General features: G+C 71.3%; 14 protein-coding genes and 1 pseudogene. 13 read left to right on the forward strand and 2 right to left on the reverse strand.

Going from position 1 to position 19,612, the window contains the following annotated elements:
- The first annotated feature begins 39 nt into the window (after positions 1-39).
- From ACQPWZ_RS12640 to ACQPWZ_RS12695, 12 genes and pseudogenes are all read left to right on the forward strand, one after another.
- Positions 40-1,377, forward strand: a complete 1,338-nt coding sequence (locus tag ACQPWZ_RS12640) for an ABC transporter substrate-binding protein (protein WP_433571365.1) — start codon at positions 40-42, stop codon at positions 1,375-1,377.
- Between the two features lies 1 nt (position 1,378).
- Positions 1,379-2,326: a carbohydrate ABC transporter permease gene (locus ACQPWZ_RS12645; RefSeq protein ID WP_340473144.1), complete on the forward strand. Its 948-nt coding sequence runs from the start codon at positions 1,379-1,381 to the stop codon at positions 2,324-2,326.
- Positions 2,326-3,237, forward strand: coding sequence for a carbohydrate ABC transporter permease (locus ACQPWZ_RS12650; RefSeq protein WP_340473145.1), 912 nt, complete (start codon positions 2,326-2,328; stop codon positions 3,235-3,237). The genes ACQPWZ_RS12645 and ACQPWZ_RS12650 overlap by 1 nt, the downstream gene beginning before the upstream one ends.
- 6 nt (positions 3,238-3,243) lie before the next feature.
- On the forward strand, positions 3,244-4,551 hold the full coding sequence (locus ACQPWZ_RS12655; protein WP_383243280.1) for a 6-phospho-beta-glucosidase: 1,308 nt from the start codon (positions 3,244-3,246) through the stop codon (positions 4,549-4,551).
- Positions 4,542-5,531 carry an N-acetylglucosamine kinase gene (locus ACQPWZ_RS12660; protein ID WP_433571366.1) on the forward strand — a complete coding sequence of 330 codons (990 nt, stop codon included), beginning with the start codon at positions 4,542-4,544 and terminating at the stop codon, positions 5,529-5,531. Before ACQPWZ_RS12655 ends, ACQPWZ_RS12660 begins: the two co-directional genes overlap by 10 nt.
- A 402-nt stretch (positions 5,532-5,933) precedes the next feature.
- Positions 5,934-7,328, forward strand: coding sequence for a hypothetical protein (locus tag ACQPWZ_RS12665; RefSeq protein WP_383232700.1), 1,395 nt, complete (start codon positions 5,934-5,936; stop codon positions 7,326-7,328).
- An 11-nt stretch (positions 7,329-7,339) separates the two neighbouring features.
- Complete coding sequence (locus ACQPWZ_RS12670; RefSeq protein ID WP_340473148.1) at positions 7,340-8,350, forward strand: glutamate ABC transporter substrate-binding protein; 1,011 nt, start codon at positions 7,340-7,342, stop codon at positions 8,348-8,350.
- Positions 8,351-8,439: 89 nt separating this feature from the next.
- A complete protein-coding gene (locus tag ACQPWZ_RS12675; protein ID WP_433571367.1) occupies positions 8,440-9,780 on the forward strand; it encodes a hypothetical protein in 1,341 nt (446 codons plus the stop codon).
- A 50-nt stretch (positions 9,781-9,830) separates the two neighbouring features.
- The gene (locus tag ACQPWZ_RS12680) at positions 9,831-12,512 is read left to right on the forward strand and encodes a tetratricopeptide repeat protein (protein ID WP_433573809.1); all 2,682 of its coding nucleotides are present in this window, start codon (positions 9,831-9,833) and stop codon (positions 12,510-12,512) included.
- A 3-nt stretch (positions 12,513-12,515) separates the two neighbouring features.
- Positions 12,516-13,931: a PP2C family serine/threonine-protein phosphatase gene (locus ACQPWZ_RS12685; protein ID WP_433571368.1), complete on the forward strand. Its 1,416-nt coding sequence runs from the start codon at positions 12,516-12,518 to the stop codon at positions 13,929-13,931.
- A 222-nt stretch (positions 13,932-14,153) separates the two neighbouring features.
- Positions 14,154-15,512, forward strand: coding sequence for a vWA domain-containing protein (locus ACQPWZ_RS12690; protein WP_383232691.1), 1,359 nt, complete (start codon positions 14,154-14,156; stop codon positions 15,510-15,512).
- A gap of 61 nt (positions 15,513-15,573) precedes the next feature.
- Positions 15,574-16,862: pseudogene (locus ACQPWZ_RS12695) on the forward strand (FHA domain-containing protein).
- A gap of 7 nt (positions 16,863-16,869) precedes the next feature.
- On the opposite strand, the gene ACQPWZ_RS12700 reads toward ACQPWZ_RS12695, so the two are convergent.
- Positions 16,870-17,871 carry a methyltransferase domain-containing protein gene (locus ACQPWZ_RS12700; protein WP_313946270.1) on the reverse strand — a complete coding sequence of 334 codons (1,002 nt, stop codon included), beginning with the start codon at positions 17,869-17,871 and terminating at the stop codon, positions 16,870-16,872.
- Positions 17,872-18,015: 144 nt separating this feature from the next.
- Here ACQPWZ_RS12700 and ACQPWZ_RS12705 point away from each other — a divergent pair, with 144 nt between their 5' ends.
- Positions 18,016-18,420, forward strand: coding sequence for a globin (locus ACQPWZ_RS12705; RefSeq protein WP_340473153.1), 405 nt, complete (start codon positions 18,016-18,018; stop codon positions 18,418-18,420).
- Between the two features lie 17 nt (positions 18,421-18,437).
- On the opposite strand, the gene ACQPWZ_RS12710 is transcribed toward ACQPWZ_RS12705, so the two are convergent.
- The gene (locus tag ACQPWZ_RS12710) at positions 18,438-19,604 is read right to left on the reverse strand and encodes an aromatic ring-hydroxylating oxygenase subunit alpha (protein WP_433571369.1); all 1,167 of its coding nucleotides are present in this window, start codon (positions 19,602-19,604) and stop codon (positions 18,438-18,440) included.
- Positions 19,605-19,612 lie beyond the last annotated feature (8 nt).

Raw genomic sequence — 19,612 nt, forward strand, 5'->3', positions numbered from 1 at the left:
GCTCCAGCACCCAGACCCCGCTCCCAGGGAGACACCGCCATGCCCAGAAGCCGCCGCACCTCGGCCGTCGCGCTGGCCGCGACCGCCTCGATAGCCCTGCTCACCACCGCCTGTACGGGGTCGGCCGACGCGGGCGCGAGCGACGATCCGAAAGCGAAGACCACGCTCACCTTCTGGCACGGCTGGAGCGCCCCCAGCGAGGTCAAGGCCATCGAGGCCAACATCAAGACCTTCGAGACCGCGCACCCCAACATCAAGGTCAAGATCGTCAAGGGCATCACCGACGACAAGATCAACCAGGCGCTGCGCGGCGGCGGTTCGCAGGGCCCGGACGTCGTGTCGTCCTTCACCACCGACAACGTCGGGCGCTTCTGCACCTCCAATGCCCTCGCGGACCTGAAGCCCTTCCTGGACAAGGCGAAGATCGACCCCGCCGCGACCTTCCTGCCGCAGATGGCCAAGTACACCGAGCACGACGGCAAGCGCTGCACGGTGCCGCTGCTCGGCGACGCGTACGGCCTCTACTACAACAAGGACGCGTTCAAGGAGGCCGGGATCACGGCCCCGCCGAAGACGCTCTCCGAGTTCTCCGCGGTGGCGAAGAAGCTCACCAAGACCAAGGGCGGCACCATCGAGCGGCTCGGCTTCAACCCGAGTTACCAGGCGTACGAGACCACGGTGGAGCACTACGGCTCCCAGTTCGGCATCACCTACCTGGACCAGAACGGCAAGTCCAACACGGCGAACGACCCGGCCGTGAAGGCGATGTTCACCTGGCAGAAGAAGCTGCTCGACGACCTGGGCGGCTACGCGAAGATCAACAAGTTCCGTACCGCCGTCGGCGACGAGTGGGGCCCCAAGCACCCCTTCCACACCGGCCAGGTCGCCATGCAGCTGGACGGTGAGTGGCGCGGCAAGATGGCCACCGACGCCAAGCTCGGCTTCGAGATCGGCGCGGCCCCCTTCCCGGTCCCGGACGCCCAGGTCGCCGACTACGGCAAGGGCTACCTGTCGGGCACCATCCTCGGCATCGCCAACAACAGCGCCAAGAAGAACGCCGCCTGGGAGCTGGTGAAGTACCTCTCCACCGACACGGACGCGGTGGTCTCCTTCGCCAACGCCATCCACAACGTGCCCTCCACCGTCGCGGCGCTCAAGTCGCCGAAGCTGAACAACGACCCGCTGTACCGCACGTTCGTCGACATCGCCCAGCACCCGAAGTCCTCCCACGCGCCCTCGTCGGTCAACGGCGGTGCGTTCCTGCTGACGCTCCAGGACTTCGGCGTCTCCTACGAGCAGGGCAAGCAGAAGGACCTGGACGCGCTGCTGAAGAAGAACGACGCGCAGGTCGACAAGGACAACGAGCAGGCCGGCTGAGATGAGCACTGTCCCGCTGGGACTGAGGGCGAAGCGCCGCCGCTCGGCGCTTCGCACCCTCGGCTTCCTCTCCCCCTGGCTGATCGGCCTCTGCGTCTTCTTCCTCTACCCGCTCGTCTCGACGGTCTACTTCTCGTTCATGAAGTACGACGGGTTCACGGCACCCACCTGGGTCGGCTTCAAGAACTGGGCGTACGTCTTCCAGGACAACCCGTTCTTCTGGCCGGCGCTGCGCAACACGCTGTGGCTGGTCCTGGTGATGGTGTCGCTGCGGGTGCTCTTCGGGCTCGGCATCGGACTGCTGATCACCAAGATCAAGACGGGCGCGGGGGTCTTCCGCACCCTGTTCTATCTCCCCTACCTGGCGCCGCCGGTCGCCGCGACCATGGCGTTCGTCTTCCTGCTCAACCCCGGCACCGGCCCGACCAACACCATCCTGGAGAAGGTGGGCCTGAGCCCCCCGCAGTGGTTCAACGACGCGGCCTGGTCGAAGCCTTCGCTCACGATCCTCGCGCTGTGGGGCATCGGCGACCTGATGGTCATCTTCATGGCCTCGCTCCTCGACGTGCCGAAGGAGCAGTACGAGGCGGCCGAACTGGACGGTGCCGGCGCCTGGCAGCGGTTCCGCTTCGTCACCCTGCCGAGCATCTCGCCGATCGTGCTCTTCGCCGTGGTCACCGGAGTGATCGCGACCATGCAGTACTACACCGAGCCCCTGGTGGCGGCGAAGGTCGCGAGCGGGGTGATCGGCGGATCGGGCCAGCAGTTCGAACCCGGCTATCCGGAGAAGAGCACGCTGACCGTTCCGCAGGTCGTCTACAACCTCGGGTTCCAGCGCTTCGACACCGGCGCCGCGTGTGTCGTGGCCCTGGTCCTGTTCGCACTCGCCATGGTGTTCACGGCGTTCCTGATGCGCCGCCGCAGTGGCTTCATGTCGGCGGAGGACTGATGACTCGTACGACACTCGCACCCTTGGAAAGTCCCCAGGTCACCGCGCCGGGGAAGGCCGCCACCGAGGCGCGTCGGACGGCCCGGCGACGGGCCGCCCTGGAGTGGATCGGCGTCCACTCCCTCGCGATCGCCGCGTCGCTGTTCTTCCTGCTGCCCTTCGTGTTCGTGTTCCTGACCGCCGTGATGAGCGACGACCAGGCGCTCACCCGCGATCTGTGGCCGAACACCTGGGAGTGGGGCAACTTCGCCGACGTCTGGAACACCCCGGGCTTTCTGACCTGGTGGCGCAACACGCTGCTGTACGCCGGGCTCGGCACCGTCCTCGCGGTCGGCAGCAGCCTGCCGGTGGCGTACGCGCTCGCCAAGTTCCGCTTCCGCGGCCGGAATCTGATGATGATGCTGGTCATCGCGGCGATGATGCTGCCGCCGCAGGTGGTCATCGTGCCGATGTATCTGTTCTGGGCGCGGCAGATGGACCTGGCCGGCACCCTGTGGCCGCTGATCATCCCCTTCGCCTTCGGCAACGCGTTCACCATCTTCCTGCTGCGCCAGTTCCTGCTGACGATTCCGCGGGAGTACACCGAGGCGGCCAGGATCGACGGCTGCGGGGAACTGCGGACCCTGCTGAAGGTCGTGGTGCCGATGGCGAAGCCGGGCATCGCGGCATCGGCGCTGTTCCACTTCTTCTACTGCTGGAACGACTACTTCGGGCCGCAGATCTACGCCTCGGAGAACCCCGCCGCGTGGACCCTCAGTTACGGCCTGGAGTCCTTCAAGGGCGCGCACCAGACGGACTGGAACCTGACCATGGCCGCGACCGTGCTGGTCATGGCCCCTGTGATCGTCGTCTTCTTCTTCGCCCAAAAGGCGTTCGTCGAGGGCGTCACACTGACCGGAGTGAAGGGCTAGAGACAGATGCTGCGTTCCATCGGGGGAGAGCCCCCGAACACCCGGCCGGCGAAGATCGCAGTGGTGGGTGGCGGATCCACCTACACCCCCGAGCTGATCGACGGCTTCGCCCGGCTGCGGGACACCCTCCCGATCGGTGAACTGGTCCTCATCGACCCCTCCGAGGAGCGTCTGGAGCTGGTCGGCGGACTGGCACGGCGGATCTTCGCCAAGCAGGGCCACGACGGGAAGATCGTCACCACCTCGGACGTGGACGCCGGGGTGGCGGACGCCGACGCCGTCCTGCTGCAACTGCGCGTCGGCGGCCAGGCGGCCCGCAACCAGGACGAGACATGGCCGCTGGAGTGCGGCTGCGTCGGCCAGGAGACGACCGGCGCCGGCGGTCTCGCCAAGGCGCTGCGCACGGTCCCGGTCGTCCTCGACATCGCGGAGCGGGTACGGCGGACGAACCCGGACGCCTGGATCATCGACTTCACCAACCCGGTGGGCATCGTGACCAGGGCGCTGCTCCAGGCCGGTCACAAGGCCGTCGGGCTGTGCAACGTCGCCATCGGCTTCCAGCGCAGATTCGCGAAGTTCCTCGACGTCGCCCCCGCCGATGTCCATCTGCGTCATGTGGGCCTCAACCACCTGACGTGGGAGACCGGTGTGCACATCGGCGGTCCCGAGGGAGCGGACCTGCTGCCCAAGGTGCTGGCGGAGCACGGCGACGAACTCGCCGACGATCTGCGGCTGCCGCGCGAGGTCCTCGACCGGCTCGGAGTCGTCCCCTCCTACTACCTGCGCTACTTCTACGCGCACGACGAGGTCGTCCGGGAGCTCGGCACCAAGCCGTCCCGGGCCGCCGAGGTCGCGGAGATGGAGAAGCAGCTGCTGCGGATGTACGGCGACCCCTCGCTGGACACCAAGCCGGAGCTGCTCGCCAAGCGCGGCGGGGCGTTCTACTCGGAGGCGGCCGTGGATCTCGCGGCCTCCCTCCTGGGCGGAACCGGAAGTCCGTACCAGGTGGTCAACACCCTCAACAGGGGCACGCTGCCCTTCCTGCCCGACGACGCCGTGATCGAGGTGCAGGCGGCGGTCGGCACCCAGGGCGCGACCCCGCTCGCGGTGCCCGAGGTCGACCCGCTGTTCGCCGGGCTGATCTCCCATGTGACGGCCTACGAGGACCTGGCGCTGGAGGCCGCCCTGCGCGGGGGCCGCGACCGGGTCTTCAAGGCGTTGCTGTCACACCCGCTGATCGGCCAGTTCGAGTACGCCGAGGCGCTCACCGACAAGCTGATCGCTCACAACCGGGAGCACTTGGCGTGGGCGTGACCGCTTCAGTCCTCGCCATCGACGCGGGCAACAGCAAGACCGACGTCGCGCTCGTCGGCGCCGACGGCTCGGTGCTCGCGTCCGCCCGGGGGCAGGGCTTCCAGCCGCCGAAGGTCGGCATCGGGGCAGCGCTCGACGCACTCGCCGCGACGGTCGGCGAGGTGCTGGCTGCCGCCGGCGCGGGCGGGGCGCCGGCCGGACCGGTCGACCATGTGTCGGCGTGTCTCGCCAACGCCGATCTTCCCGTGGAGGAACGGGAGTTGACCGACGCCCTGCACGCCCGCGGGTGGGGCGGTACGACCGAGGTGCGCAACGACACCTTCGCGATCCTGCGGGCGGGCGTGGACGAACCGCGTGGCGTGGCCGTGGTGTGCGGCGCGGGCATCAACTGCGTGGGCATGCTGCCCGACGGCCGGACCGCCCGTTTCCCGGCGATCGGCAAGATCTCCGGCGACTGGGGCGGCGGAGGGGGACTCGCGGAGGAGGCGCTCTGGTACGCGGCGCGGGCGGAGGACGGCCGCGGCGAGCCGACGGCCCTCGCCACCACGCTGCCCGCCCACTTCGGTCTCGGGTCCATGTACGCGCTGATCGAGGCGCTGCACCTCGGGCGCATCGCCTCCGTGCGCAAACACGAGCTGACGCCGGTGCTGTTCGCGACCGGCGCCGGGGGCGACCCGGTCGCCCGCTCGCTGGTGCACCGGCTGGCGGAGGAGGTCGTCGCCATGTCGACCGTGGCGCTGGCCCGGCTGGATCTGCTCGACGAGGAGGCGCCGGTGCTGCTGGGCGGCAGTGTCCTCGCGGCCCGGCACCCGCAACTGGACGAGCACATCGGCCTGTTGCTGGCGGCGAAGGCGCCCAAGGCGGTGGTCGACTGGGTGACCGCGCCGCCGGTGCTGGGGGCGGCGCTGCTGGGTCTCGACCACACGGGTGCGCCGCCCGAGGCCCACGCCCGGCTGCGCGCGCACTACGGCCGCGACTGACCGGGGGTCGCTTCCCGGCTGACCACGCCCGCCTCTCCCGTCACGGGGTGCGCGCCCGTCCCGTCACAGGTCCGTCGCCCCTCCTGTCACAGGGTCGCCGCCCCTCCTGTCACCGGGTGCGCCGCCCGTCCGATGGCGGGTCCGTCGCCCGTCCTCCGGCACCTGCCCGGAAGGACGGGCGACGTCGTGTTCCCGGAGACCGGCAGGCCCCGTCGGTGGGAACCGATCAAGGTCGTGCGGCGTATTCATGAGGAGAAGTCGGACACCGTACGGCTGCGAAGGAACAAGATCCAGTCAATCCTGCTGTGATTGTCAGTCACTGCGGCCATACTGCTGGCCAGGGGGACATCCCCTCAACCCGCCGGGGGGCGGGCCGACGTCAGCGACCGAGGGGGAGGTCACGTGACATACCCGCCGAATGTGCGCACCGCGCCCCAGTCGGCTCCGGCGTCCGCGCCCGCGCAGCCACCGGGCCGGCCCCCGGCGCAGCGCGGCGCTCTGGACGAGGCCAAGGACCGGCTGCGCACGGCGGCGACGACCGAGCCCGGACGGCTCCAGATCATCGGGGCCGTACTGGCCGCGCTGGTGGTCGTGTTCGGAGCGGTGACGGCCTTCGAGATCTCGGACCGGGCCGCCGCGGCCGACGACGTCGTGAGCCGCAGCCAGCCGCTGAGCGCCGACGCGGCGTCCGTCTACCGCTCGCTGGCCGACGCGGACACCGCGGCCTCCAGCGGCTTCCTCGCCGGCGCCGACAAGGAACCCCCCGGGGTCCGCGAGCGGTACGAGAAGGACATCGCCCTCGCCTCCAAGCTGCTCATCAAGGCCGCCACGAACACGGACAGTGCCAGTGAGTCGGGCCGGCAGATAGCCACGCTGAACGAACAACTGCCGGTCTACACCGGCCGGATCGAGACGGCCCGCACCTACAACCGCCAGGGCCTGCCGCTCGGCGGCGCCTATCTGCGGTTCGCCAACGAACAGATGACCAAGGTGCTGCTGCCCGCCGCGCAGAAGCTGTACGACGCGGAGACGGCCCGGCTCGACCAGGACGACGCCGACGCCCGCTACTGGCCGGTCCTCTCCCTCGTGCTCGGCGTCGCGGCGCTGGGCGGTCTCGTCTGGGCCCAGCGGCGCAACTACCGGCGGACGAACCGGGTGTTCAACCGCGGTCTGGTCGCCGCGACCGCCGCCTCCACCGTCGTCCTGCTCTGGCTCGCCGTCGGGCACACGGTGGCACGCGCGGAGCTCAACGACGCGAGAGAGCACGGCCAGAAGTCCCTCAAGGTGCTGAACGACGCGCGGATCGACTCCCTGAAGGCCCGCGCCAACGAGAATCTCGTGCTGGTCGCCCGCGGCGCCGTGCTCACCGACGACGGCAAGGACGACAAGTACGAGACGGAGTTCAGCTCCGGGATGAAGGAGCTCGGCGCCGGGCTGGAAGCGGCGCGGAAGCTCGCGGACGACAAGCAGGGCCGCGACCCGGTCACGGTGGCCTCCAACAGCATGGACGAGTGGAAGAAGCGCCACGTCAGCGCCAGTTCGACCGACCGGTCCGGCGACTACGAGGGCGCGGTGGACAAGGTCATCGGTCCGAAGTCGTCCACCGGCGAGTGCTTCGACCTGGTCGACGACGCTCTGGCGACGGCCCTCGCGCACGAGCAGAGTGAGTTCACCCGGGCCGCCGAGGACGGGCGGGGCGCGCTGGGCGGACTGCCGATCGGTGCGGCGGTGCTGGCGGTGCTGGGAGCGGCGGGCGCCATTCTCGGCATCAACCGCAGGCTTTCGGAATACCGGTGAGAGGAGGCGTGATGACGGACACAAGGGCCGACAGGACCAAGCTCAGGTTCCGCGGCTGGGGCGGTGTCGCGGGAATGGCCGCCGCATGCGCGGTGACCGCCGCCGTCACCCTGCTCCCGCTGTCCCACAGCGGCGATGCCCAGCTGTCGGGCCAGGGGACCGGCACCGCGACTCCCGTGAAGGCGGACACCTGCACGACACCGGAGGCGTCCCTGCGCCCCTCCGCCGCGGACGGGCCGAACATCGCGGCGATCAGGGAGCGGGGCAAGCTGGTCGTCGGCGTCGACCAGAACAGCTACCGCTGGGGATACCGCAATCCGGCGAGCGGGGCCCTCGAAGGCTTCGACATCGACCTCGCCCACGCCATCGCCGAGGACATCCTCGGCAGCCGCGACGCCGTCATCTTCCGCGCCATACCCACCAACCAGCGCATACCCGCGCTGAACAACGGCACGGTGGACATCGTCGTCCGCACGATGACGATCAACTGCGCCCGGATCAAGCAGGTCGCGTTCTCCACCGCCTACTTCCAGGCCGGCCAGCAGGTCCTCGCCTCCAAGGGGTCGGCCATCACCGGCTTCGACGAGTCGCTGAAGGGCAAGCGGGTCTGCTCCGCGGAGGGCTCGACGGCCTACGAGGCGCTCGAGAAGAACTCCTTCGGCGCGGTCTTCAAGGACCCCCACGACGAGCAGCCCACCGACGAGGACGTGCTCACCGTGCCCAACCAGCTCGACTGCCTCGTACGGCTCCAGGAGGGCCTGGTCGACGCGGTCGTCACGGACAACGCCCTGGCGGCGGGCCAGGCCGCGCAGGACCCGGCGGTCGAGCTCAAGGGCGGCAAGCCCTTCACCACCGAGTACTACGGCGTCGCCACCAAGCTCGGCAAGGACGATGTGGTCCGCCGGGTGAACCGCGTCCTGGACACCTACCGCAGGGGCCCCTGGACCGACGCCTACAACAAGTGGCTGGCGGCCGACCTGCCCGGGATAGCCGGGCCGCCCGCTCCCAAGTACCGCGGCTGACCGGGGCGGGACGCTCCGCGGCAACGAGTCCGAGGAAGAACAAGTCCTTCAGGGAGAACAGTCCTCAAGGAAGAGCAGAGAGGTGATCGATGGGCGTCGCGGGACCGTTCCCCAGCTCCGCGGGTAGACCCCCTGGGCCGGCGATGGACCGGGACGAGGTCGACCGCGCCCTGGCGCGCCTCGGAGCGGAGCACGAGGCGATCGAGACCTCCCTGCTCGCCCTTCAGGACCACGCCGGGCGCAGGCTCCTCGAAGGCGCCGAACTCACCGGCGTCACCAAGGACCGCTGGGCCTCCACCGAGCAGGCGATCACCCTGCTGTGGGGCTACTTCGACGCGTACGCCGCCGCGCTGGAGGAGACCCGGGAGGCGCGGGCCCGCCGGCGCTGGCCCAGCCGCGACGACCTCGTGGAGCTCACCGACCGGCTGCGCGGCCCCAGTGTCACCGTGGCGAGCCCGGCCACCCACACCGCCCCGACCCTCACCGGACCGGCCAAGCTGTCCGAGCAGTTCACGCTCGAAGAGCTGGTCGCCCGGATGAACGAGCTGTACGCGAGCTCGCTGAACATGGTGGTGACGGCGGACTCCGTGTGGTCGGCGCTGCCCGCCCGGATAGATCTGCTCTCCGCCGAGCTCCAGCGCACCCGCTCCCTCGCCCACTCGGTGGGCGTGCGGCCGGGTGAGCACCCGGCCGGCGACGAGCTGGAGTCCATCACGCACGAGCTGTCCACGCTGCGCGCCCAGGTGATCTCCGACCCGCTGGCCTTCTGGCGCCCGGCGCCCGGGAGTTCCGCCCCGGGCGGCGGCCGCCCCGACACCGATCGCTACGACCGCTCCGCCCGGGCCCTGGAGGACATCCGCCGGGAGATCGAGGCCGTGCTGCGGGTCCGGCAGGACTCCGAGGAGCGGCTGATCCGGCTGCGGGACGTCCTGTCGCGCGCCGACCGCACACTGGCCGAGGCGCGCTCGGCCCGCGGCGAGGTGCTCGCGAAGATCGCCGCGACCGAGGTGCCCGCCGTCAGCGGCCCGCCGACCGCGCTCCAGGAGCGGCTGTCGACCGCGGCCGAGTACCGCAGGCACTCCCAGTGGAACCGCCTGTCGCCGCTGCTGGAGTCGCTGGAGCGCGAGGCGGAGGACGAACTGCTGCGCGCCCGTGAGTCGTTGACCGCCGTCACGGCACCGCTCGCGGTCCGTGCGGAGCTGCGCGGCCGGCTGGACGCGTACAAGGCGAAGGTGGCCCGGCACGGGCTCGCGGAGGACAGGCTGCTCATCGAGCGGTACGACGCGGCCCGCCGGATGCTGTGGAGCGCGCCGTGCGATCTGCGCGTCGCCGGGCAGGCGGTGCTGCGTTACCAGCAGGCCGCGGCGGAAGCCCTGGCCAACCGGGATCCCGGACCGTCCGGGCCCACCGACCGCAGGGGGGACGCGTGAGCGAGAACAAGAGCTGTCAGCGGCCCGGGTGTGAGGGCAGCTACGAGGACATGGGCGACGGCGAGCTGTACTGCGACACCTGCGGTCTCGCACCCGTCGTCTCGCCGAACGGCATGGTCTCCTCCCCGCCCACGGGCATCACGGGCGGCGGGGCACGCGGCAGCAGTTCCGGCCGGAGCAGTTCGCGCTCCTCCCGGGCATCCTCGCGCTCGTCGACCTCGCGCCGCTCGGTCTCGGGCCGGCTGTCGCGGTCGCTGACCGGGTCGAGCACCTCCACGCGCTCGGTCTCGGTGCGCAGTTCGGGCACCGCCACCGGCCAGTCGGGGCGCAACCGCCTGGGCGCGGGCCTGGTCTCCGTCCCCGAGGTGCCGCGTCCCGACCCGCGCTCCGCGGTGATGGAGAACCCCGAGGTCCCCGAGCGCAAGCGGTACTGCTCCCGCTCCGAGTGCGGCGCGCCGGTGGGGCGTGCGCGCGGTGAACGCCCGGGGCGTACGGAAGGGTTCTGCACCAAGTGCGGCCACCCGTACTCCTTCGTGCCCAAGCTCGCCGAGGGCGACATCGTGCACGGCCAGTACGAGGTGGCCGGCTGTCTCGCGCACGGCGGTCTGGGCTGGGTCTACCTCGCGGTGGACCGTGCCGTCTCCGACCGCTGGGTGGTGCTCAAGGGCCTGCTGGACACCGGCGACCAGGACGCCATGGCCGCCGCGATCTCCGAGCGCCGCTTCCTCGCCGAGATCGAACACTCCAACATCGTCCGCATCTACAACTTCGTGGAACACCTCGACCAGCGCACCGGCTCCCTCGACGGGTACATCGTCATGGAGTACGTGGGCGGCAAGTCCCTCAAGGAGATCGCGAACGAGCGGCGCGGCCCCGCGGGCAAGCGGGATCCGCTGCCGGTGGAGCAGGCGTGCGCGTACGGCATCGAGGCGCTGGAGGCTCTCGGCCATCTGCACAGCCGCAATCTGCTCTACTGCGACTTCAAGGTCGACAACGCCATCCAGCAGCAGGACCAGCTCAAGCTCATCGACATGGGCGCGGTCCGGCGGATGGACGACGACGAGTCCGCGATCTACGGCACCGTCGGCTACCAGGCCCCCGAGGTCGCCGAGGTCGGCCCGTCGGTGGCGTCCGACCTCTACACCGTCGCGCGTACCCTCGCGGTCCTGACGTTCGACTTCCAGGGCTATACGAACGTCTTCGTGGACTCCCTGCCGGACCCGGACAACATCCAGGTCTTCCAGACGTACGAGTCGTTCTACCGGCTGCTCGTGCGGGCGACGGACCCGGATCCCGCGCGCCGGTTCTCCTCGGCGCAGGAGATGGCGGAGCAGCTGACGGGCGTGCTCCGGGAGGTCGTCGCACTGCAGACGGGCCGTCCCCGGCCCTCGCTCTCCACGCTGTTCGGTCCCGAACTGCGGGTCACGGACACCGGGTTGTTCGCCGAGATGACGGACGACGTGTCGACACTCGGCGCCCGGCGGCCCCCTTCCCGGCGCTCCCGCAGGGCGACGCCGGTGGAGGCCAGGATTCCGCACCAGGCTGCCCCCGCGGCCCTCGGTGCTCCTGCCGCGCCGCCTCTGCCCGGTGCGCCGGGTGCGCCTGGTGTGTCGGGTACGGCCGGTGTGCCCGGTGTCCCGGGGGCAGCCGGTGTGCCGGGTGTGTCGGGTACGGCCGGTGTGCCCGGTGTCCCGCCCATGCCGGGTGCTCAGGCCGTGCCGGGTGCTCCCGCCCTGCAGTCGCCCGCGCCTCTCGCGCTCGCACCGCATCTGGCCGCGCTCGACGCCCGTGCGACAGCCCTGGCGCTGCCCGTACCGCGGGTCGACCCGAACGACCCCAACGCGGGCTTCCTCGCGGGCCTGATGGCCTCCGCGCCCGCCGAGCTGATCGCCGCGCTCCAGTCCGCACCGGCACCCTCCCCCGAGACGCGGCTGCGCGAGCTGCGCGCCCGGCTGGAGATGGGCGAGCTGGAGCCGGCGACCAAGGCGCTGGAGAACCTGGAGAGCGCGCACCCCGACGACTGGCGCGTCGTCTGGTACCGCGGACTCACCTCCCTGGTGACCGGGGACCGTGAGGTCGCGGCGCTCTCCTTCGACGCCATCTACGACGCGTTCCCGGGCGAGCCAGCCCCGAAGCTGGCGCTCGGGGTGTGCGCGGAGGTTCTCGGTCAACTGGACAACGCCGCGGAGTACTACCGCCTCGTGTGGACGACCGACCCGAGCTATGTGAGCTCCGCGTTCGGGCTCGCCCGCGTCCAGCTCGCCGCAGGTGACAGGCCCGGCGCCGTGCGGACCCTGGAGTCGGTGCCGGAGGCATCGATCCATTACACGGCCGCCCGGGTCGCCGCCGTACGGGCGAGACTGCGGCGACGCGCCGCGCACGAACCTCTCATCGGCGATCTGTCCGCGGCTGCCGCGCAGGTGGACGCCCTGAAGGAGTTCGGTCTGGACCCCGTGCGCCGGGAGCAGTTGTCCACGGAAGTACTCGGCACGGCGCTCGACTGGGTACTCTCCGGTAGTCCCGGAGTCCCGCCGTCCGTACCGGACGCGTCGAGCGCACCGCGGCCCGGTGGAGTACCGGCCGCACTGCTCGGCAGCGAACTGGACGAGCGCGGCCTGCGCTTCGGGCTGGAACGCTCCTACCGGGTGCTCGCCCGGCTCGCCCAGCGCGGCGAGGAGCGGATGGACCTGGTGGAGCGCGCCAACCGCTTCCGCCCCCGGACGTGGGTGTGATTGATGTCGTCGCAGATGCACGAGCCTGCCGCGGGGTCGTCCTGCCCCAGCTGCGCCGAGCCGCTGGAGGCGGGTGACCGTTTCTGCGGCGCGTGCGGGTACGACCTGTCCGCGGAACCGGTGATGCCCGGCTCCGACCGCCCGACGCTCGCGATCGGCTCCCCGGTCGACTGGCCGACGGCCACCGGCACGGACACCGCGGGCACACCCGCCCCCGTCCACCTGCCCGGCGATCTGCCGGGCACGGACTCGGGCGGCGGCGAGCTGCCCGCGTCGGGCGGATCGGGTCAACTGCCCGCCTCGGCGGTCCGGTACGACGGACCACCGGCGGCCCGCGCCGCCGCTGCGGGCCCTCCCGGTGCGTCCGCCGCATCCGGTCCCTCCTCCGGGGACTTCGAGCTTCCCGCACCCGCGGCCGCCCCACGCGAGTCCGCCGCCCCCGACCCACGAGCGGCAGCTCCCGTCACGCCCGCGGCCGGCACCAAGCTCTGTGTGGCCTGCCGGGCCGGCCGTGTCGACGACGACGGCTACTGCGAGAACTGCGGTCACGCCCAGCCTCGCGAGCGTGACCACATGGAGGAGGAGCTCGGCTCCGTCGCCGCGGTCAGCGACCGCGGGCTGCGCCACCACCGCAACGAAGACGCGTTCGCGGTGTCGTCGACCGCGCTGCCGGACGGTTCGCCGGCCGTCGTCGCGATCGTCTGCGACGGCGTGTCCTCGGCGACGCGCCCCGACGAGGCGTCCCTGGCCGCCTCGAGCGCCGCCAACGATCTGCTGCTGGAGAGCCTGCCGCGCGGTACGAACCCGCAGCAGGCGATGCACGAGGCCATCGTCGCCGCGTCCGAGGCGGTCAACTCCCTTGCCGCCCAGAACGCTCAGGGCGAGGCGATGGAGCACGACCCGCACCGCCACCAGAACGCCCCCGCCTGCACGATCGTCGGCGCGATCTCCGCCGCCGGTCTGCTGGTCGTCGGCTGGGTCGGCGACAGCCGCGCCTACTGGGTGCCCGACGACCGCACCGGCCCGGCCGCGCGGCTCACAGAGGACGACTCGTGGGCGGCCCAGATGGTCGCGGCCGGCCTGATGAACGAGGAGCAGGCGTACGCGGACGAGCGAGCCCATGCCATCACGGGCTGGCTCGGCGCCGACGCGTACGAACTGGAGCCGCACACCGCCGCGTTCAAGCCGGACCGTTCCGGTGTGGTCGTGGTCTGTACGGACGGCCTGTGGAACTACGCCGAGGGCGCCGACGAGATGGCCCGCGCCGTCCCGGCCGACGCCGCGGACCGGCCGCTGCACAGCGCGCAGGTTCTGGTCGGGCACGCCCTCGACGGCGGCGGCCACGACAACGTAACAGTGGCGGTCCTGCCGTTCACCGTCGCGCCGCAAGGGGCAGGATCGGCCTACAACACGGCCTGAAAACCGATTTGTCCGGCGAGTCACCCTCGCCGGCCCCCACACCTTTCGACACCAGCACGCTTTTCGAGACCACCACGCCTCAACGACACCGCTACGTCGCTCGACCAGCACGTCACGTGACCTGTACGTCACTTGTCCCGTACGTCACTTGTCCCGTACGCCACTTGTCCCGTACGTCACATGACCAGCTCTCCCGAGTGGAGCCCTCAAGGAGCCGATCAGATGGCCGTTTTCTCCAAGTCCCAAGTGCCGCAGTTCTCCGTCGAGGTGTACCAGAACGAGTACCTGCCCGAGGGCGGCCGGGAGGTGAACGCCATCGTGACCGTCACCTCCACCGGTGGCGGCACCAGCGGCGGGGCTCCGCTGACCGGTGCTTCGACGACGCCGTCCGCGATACCCGCGCAGGCGCCGGGTGCCGCCGTCGCGATCATGGTCGACTGCTCCGGCTCGATGGACTACCCGCCGACCAAGATGCGCAACGCCCGTGACGCCACGGCCGCCGCGATCGACACCCTGCGCGACGGCGTGGAGTTCTCGGTGATCGCCGGTACGCATCTGGCGAAGGAGGTCTACCCGGGCAACGGACGGCTCGCGGTGGCCGATCCGCAGACCCGCGCCCAGGCCAAGGACGCCCTGCGGCGGCTGGCCGCGGGCGGCGGCACCGCGATCGGCACCTGGCTGCGGCTGGCGGACCGGTTGCTGTCCACCTCGGAGAGCGGAATACGGCACGGCATCCTGCTGACCGACGGCCGCAACGAGCACGAGACGCCCGAGGATCTGCGGGCCGCTCTGGACTCCGTGGCGGGCCGCTTCACCTGCGACGCCCGCGGCGTCGGCACCGACTGGGAGGTGAAGGAGGTCACCGGTATCGCCTCCGCGCTGCTCGGCACCGCCGACATCGTCGCCGACCCGGCCCATCTGGCAGCGGACTTCACCAGCATGATGGAGAACGCGATGGGCAAGGAGGTCGCGGACGTCGCCCTGCGGCTGTGGACCCCCGTCGGTGTGGAGATCCGGTTCGTCAAGCAGGTGGCGCCCACCGTCGAGGACCTGACCGCCCGGCGCACCGAGGCGGGTCCGCGGGCGGGCGACTATCCGACCGGCTCGTGGGGTGACGAGTCCCGCGACTACCACGTGTGTGTACAGGTGCCGCAGGCCGGCATCGGCCAGGAGATGCTCGCCGCCCGCGCCTCGCTCATCATTCCGTCGACGGACGGCGGCGCTCCTCAGGTGCTGTCCCAGGGACTGGTCCGGGCGGTGTGGACGGACGACATGGCGGCATCGACCTCGATCAACCCGCAGGTGGCGCACTACACGGGCCAGGCGGAACTGGCACAGGTCATCCAACAGGGTCTGGATGCCCGCAAGTCGGGCGATTTCGACGGTGCCACGGCCAAGCTGGGACGTGCGGTGCAGCTCGCGTCGGCGTCCGGGAACGCGGACACCGCGAAACTGCTTGCGAAGGTGGTGGACGTGGTCGATGCGGCGACAGGTACTGTGCGACTGAAGGCGAAGGTCGCGGAAGCCGACGAAATGACCCTCGAAACACGCTCCACCAAGACGGTGCGTGTGAAGAAGTAGTCGGCGACAGCACCGAAAACGACACGGCCCGCGGGCCGGACGGAGAGGGGGAAGGGCCGACATGCCGACCTGCCCGAACGGACACCAGTCGGGTTCCGACGACTGGTGCGAGGTCTGTGGCCACCGCATGGCCGGCCCCGGCGCCCCCGCAGGCGCCGTGCCGCCTCCCCCGCCGCCCTCCTACGGCTACCCGGGGCCGGGCGATCCGAACGCCACGGCCCAGGCCGAGCTCTGCCCGCAGTGCCGCACCCCGCGCGAGGCCATGGCCCCGTTCTGCGAGGAGTGCCGGTACAACTTCCTGACGCACACGGCGACGTCGTACACACCGCTCGCGCCGGCCCCGCAGCCCCCGGGCTGAATCTGCCGGCCGGCTTCACCAATCAGCCGTCCCCGCCCGCGCCGCCGCAGGGCCGCGGCGGGCCGGGTCCCGGTCAGCACGACCCGTACGACTACCAGAGCTCCCGGCCGTCGCAGATGAACCGGGCCGCCGAGCCGCTGATGAACGAGCCGCCGGGGCAGCACCAGCCGCCCCAGGGCTTCCAGCAGCCCGGGCCTCCGCCGCCGCCCCCGCCGTCGTTCCAGCAGCCCGGACCGCCGCCCCCGCCGCCGTTCCAGCAGCAGGGGCCGGGCGGGCAGGCCCCCGGCATGCCGGGGCCCGGAGCCGGGCAGCAGGGACCGCCGCCTCCGTCGTACCAGCAGCAGTCCGCTCCCCCGGCGCCGCCGCAGCCTCAGCACGGCGACGCGGGTGACGACTGGATGCTGCCCCCGCCCGCGCAGCCCCAGGCCCCCCAGGCTGCCGGGACGCAGACTCCGCAGGCACCGCCGCAGCAGTTCCAGCAGCAGTCCGTGCCCCAGCAGCCGGCGCAGCCCCTGTATCCGCAGCAGGGTGGTCCCCAGGGCACTCAGCCCGGTCCCGCGCAGCAGCCCCCGCAGTACGGGACGCCCGCCGGTTGGACGATCGTCGTCGCACCCGACCGCGAGTACTTCATGGCGATGATGCAGCGCAGCGGCCCGGACGCCACCGGTCTCAATCTGCCCGCGTACTCCCCCGAGCAGCAGCTGCCGCTGTCGGGCAACCAGGTCACCATCGGCCGCCGCCGGCACTCCACCGGCGAGGCCCCGGACATCGATCTCTCGGTGCCGCCGGAGGACCCGGGCGTCTCGCACCAGCACGCCGTGCTCGTGCAGCAGCCCGACGGCTCGTGGGCGGTCGTCGACCAGAACTCCACCAACGGCACCACGCTGAACGGCGCCGAGGACCCGATCCAGCCCTATGTGCCGGTCCCGCTGAACGACGGCGACCGCGTCCACGTCGGAGCCTGGACCACGATCACCATCCGGCGCGGCTGAAGAGGCGCTAGGCGGGCGGCGCGGTCTGCCGCGCCGGCCCCAGCGGCCAGGCGTACGGCCCTTCCGGGTCGTCCAGCCAGGCCCACTGATGGTCTCCGCTCACCGTGACCCCGAAGCGCTCGCGCTGCGGGCGCCGCTCGCGTTCCCACAGCGACAGGGCCTCGTGCGGGTCGAGGCTGCCCGCGGTCAGCGTGAGCAGGAACCGGAACAGATCGTTCTCGATCACGCGGCGGGGCAGGCCCCCGATGTGCCCCTCCGCCGCGGCGTCGCTGCCGCGCAGGGGGACGAAGTAGGCGGACGTCCGCAGGAAATGACCTTCCGCGCTGCGGGTGGGGCCGTCGTCGCTCACCCGTAGCGCGATCAGGCCCGTGGAGAGCGGGGCGAGGATCCGCGCGCCCGGCCGGCACTGCGGCAGCCAGTCGAAGGGCACGGACGGCAGGGTGCAGGTCGCGATGATGCGGTCGAAAGGCGCGCGCTCGGGACAGCCGCGGGCCCCGTCGCCGGTGACGACGGTGGGGTGGTAACCGGCGGCGGCCAGGTGCCTGCACGCGGATTCGGTGATCTCCGGCTCCACGTCGACGGTGGTCACCCGGTCCTCCCCGAGCCGGTGGGAGAGCAGCGCCGCGTTGTAGCCGGTGCCGGCGCCGATCTCCAGGACGGTGTTGCCGTCCTCGACCCGCAGCTCGTCGAGCATGCGCGCCATGAGGGAGGGCTGACTGCTGGAGGAGATCAGTTCTCCGTCCCGTACACGCGTGGCCAGCGGCATGTCGTAGTACGCCCCGCGCAGCCACCGCTCACGGCGGGCCCGGTCGGGGTCCAGGCACCACATCCGCTCATAGGTGCCGCCCCGGCCGATGAAGTAGTACGGCACGAACACATGCCGCGGGACCTCCTCGAACGCCGCCCGCCAGGCGGGATCGCCCAGCCCGCCCTCGTGCACGATCGCCCGCACCAGCGCATCGCGCGCCTCGGCGGCGGGCCCGGCATCGGGCTCCAGGTGCGTTCCCATACGTCCACTCTCCTGCGCCGCGGCCACCTAGGCGAGCGCCCGGCGGGGGCGGAGGCCCCGGGCGTGACCGGAAACCGGTCGAGTCGCCGGGGAGGAAGTCCTAGGCCCTGGGTCCTCGGTCGGGGTGTCTGAGACCATGGAGGCGTGAATGAGATTCCGCGCGGCACGCTTCAGGAGCAGACCTTCTACGAGCAGGTCGGCGGCGAGGAGACCTTCCGGCGCCTCGTCCACCTCTTCTACCAGGGCGTGGCCGACGACCCGCTGCTGCGGCCGATGTACCCGGAGGAGGATCTGGGTCCGGCCGAGGAACGGCTCACGCTCTTCCTGATCCAGTACTGGGGCGGACCGCGCACCTACAGCGACAACCGCGGTCACCCGCGGCTGCGGATGCGGCACGCACCGTTCGCGGTCGACCGGGCCGCGCACGACGCCTGGCTGAAGCACATGCGCGCGGCCGTCGACGGGCTGGGGCTCGCCCCGGAGCACGAGCGGCAGCTGTGGGACTACCTCGTCTATGCCGCCGCCTCCATGGTGAACACCGCCGAGTAGGGACCGCCGGACACGACCTAGCCGCCGAGCCTGTCCGTCACCCAGCTGTGGAAGTCGCCGATGTGGTGCTCGCTGGGCACCAGCACCCCGCCCGTGCGGTAGGCACGTGAGTCCATCGCCGGCTGGGTGCGCTCGCAGGCGGCGAAGTCCTGCACATTGACCCGGTGGAACAGCTCCGCCGAACGGGAGATGTCCGCGCCGGAGGCGAGCACCTCGGGCGTGTAGAGCCAGTCGCACTCGACGACCGTACGGTCATGGCTCATCGGGAACATCCGGTGCACGATCACATGGTCGGGCACCAGATTGACGAAGACCTGCGGCTTCACGGTGACGGCGTAGTAGCGGCGGTCCTGTTCCTCGGCGAGGCCCGGCAGCCGGCCGAAGCCCTCGCTGCCGTCGACGGTGAAGCCCTGGGCACCCTCGGAGAAGGCCGCGCCGTGGCCGACGTAGTACTGGGCCGCGTAGCCGCGGGCGAACTCCGGCAGAACATGGGTCAGTTCGGGGTGGATGGTGGCGCAGTGGTAGCACTCCATGAAGTTCTCGACGATCAGCTTCCAGTTGGCCTTCACGTCGTAGCTGACGCGCTTGCCGAGGGCGAGCTCCCCCGTGCGGTAGCGCTCGATGGCGGCGACCTCACCGAGGCGTTCGACCGCCGCGCCGACCACGCTGTCCTCGAACGACGGTGGCTCGTCGGCCAGACAGACCCAGGCGTAGCCGAGCCATTCGCGCAGGGCCACCGGGCGCAGCCCGTACGCGCTGCGGTCCACATCGGGCATCTTCACGAGGTTGGGGGCGGCGACGAGCGCGCCGTCGAGGTCGTAGCTCCATGCGTGGTACGGGCAGCGCAGCGTACGCCGCACTTCGCCGGACTCCTCGGTGCACAGGCGTGCCCCGCGGTGCCGGCAGACGTTGAGGAACGCCCTTAGTTCGCCTGCCCTGTTGCGGGTGACCAGCACGTTCTCGCGGCCGACCTGGACCGTGCGGAAGGCGCCGGGGCGTGCGAGGTCCGCGGAGCGCACCGCGCAGAACCAGAGCGATTCGAAGATCTTCTCCTGCTCCCGGGCGAAGATGTCGGGGCTGGTGTAGTGGTGTCCGGGCAAGGTGGCGAGCAGGCTCGGCGGCTGCGGTGCCGCGGTCTGCGGGTGCGCGGTCTGCGAGAGCGGCGTGGCCGGCGTCATGGTCATCAGGTCGT

Origin of the sequence: Streptomyces sp. CA-251247 (assembly GCF_050952975.1) — a bacterium.
Classification (GTDB): Bacteria; Actinomycetota; Actinomycetes; order Streptomycetales; family Streptomycetaceae; genus Streptomyces; species Streptomyces achmelvichensis.

What these genes read in the sequence shown, in the direction of transcription:
- ACQPWZ_RS12640 (WP_433571365.1), top strand. Translation starts at nt 40, where the DNA reads ATGCCCAGAAGCCGCCGCACCTCGGCCGTCGCGCTGGCCGCGACCGCC.
- ACQPWZ_RS12685 (WP_433571368.1), top strand. Translation starts at nt 12,516, where the DNA reads ATGTCGTCGCAGATGCACGAGCCTGCCGCGGGGTCGTCCTGCCCCAGC.
- ACQPWZ_RS12700 (WP_313946270.1), bottom strand. Translation starts at nt 17,871, where the DNA reads ATGGGAACGCACCTGGAGCCCGATGCCGGGCCCGCCGCCGAGGCGCGC.
- ACQPWZ_RS12710 (WP_433571369.1), bottom strand. Translation starts at nt 19,604, where the DNA reads ATGACCATGACGCCGGCCACGCCGCTCTCGCAGACCGCGCACCCGCAG.
- ACQPWZ_RS12690 (WP_383232691.1), top strand. Translation starts at nt 14,154, where the DNA reads ATGGCCGTTTTCTCCAAGTCCCAAGTGCCGCAGTTCTCCGTCGAGGTG.
- ACQPWZ_RS12655 (WP_383243280.1), top strand. Translation starts at nt 3,244, where the DNA reads ATGCTGCGTTCCATCGGGGGAGAGCCCCCGAACACCCGGCCGGCGAAG.
- ACQPWZ_RS12670 (WP_340473148.1), top strand. Translation starts at nt 7,340, where the DNA reads ATGACGGACACAAGGGCCGACAGGACCAAGCTCAGGTTCCGCGGCTGG.
- ACQPWZ_RS12675 (WP_433571367.1), top strand. Translation starts at nt 8,440, where the DNA reads ATGGGCGTCGCGGGACCGTTCCCCAGCTCCGCGGGTAGACCCCCTGGG.
- ACQPWZ_RS12650 (WP_340473145.1), top strand. Translation starts at nt 2,326, where the DNA reads ATGACTCGTACGACACTCGCACCCTTGGAAAGTCCCCAGGTCACCGCG.
- ACQPWZ_RS12680 (WP_433573809.1), top strand. Translation starts at nt 9,831, where the DNA reads ATGGGCGACGGCGAGCTGTACTGCGACACCTGCGGTCTCGCACCCGTC.
- ACQPWZ_RS12645 (WP_340473144.1), top strand. Translation starts at nt 1,379, where the DNA reads ATGAGCACTGTCCCGCTGGGACTGAGGGCGAAGCGCCGCCGCTCGGCG.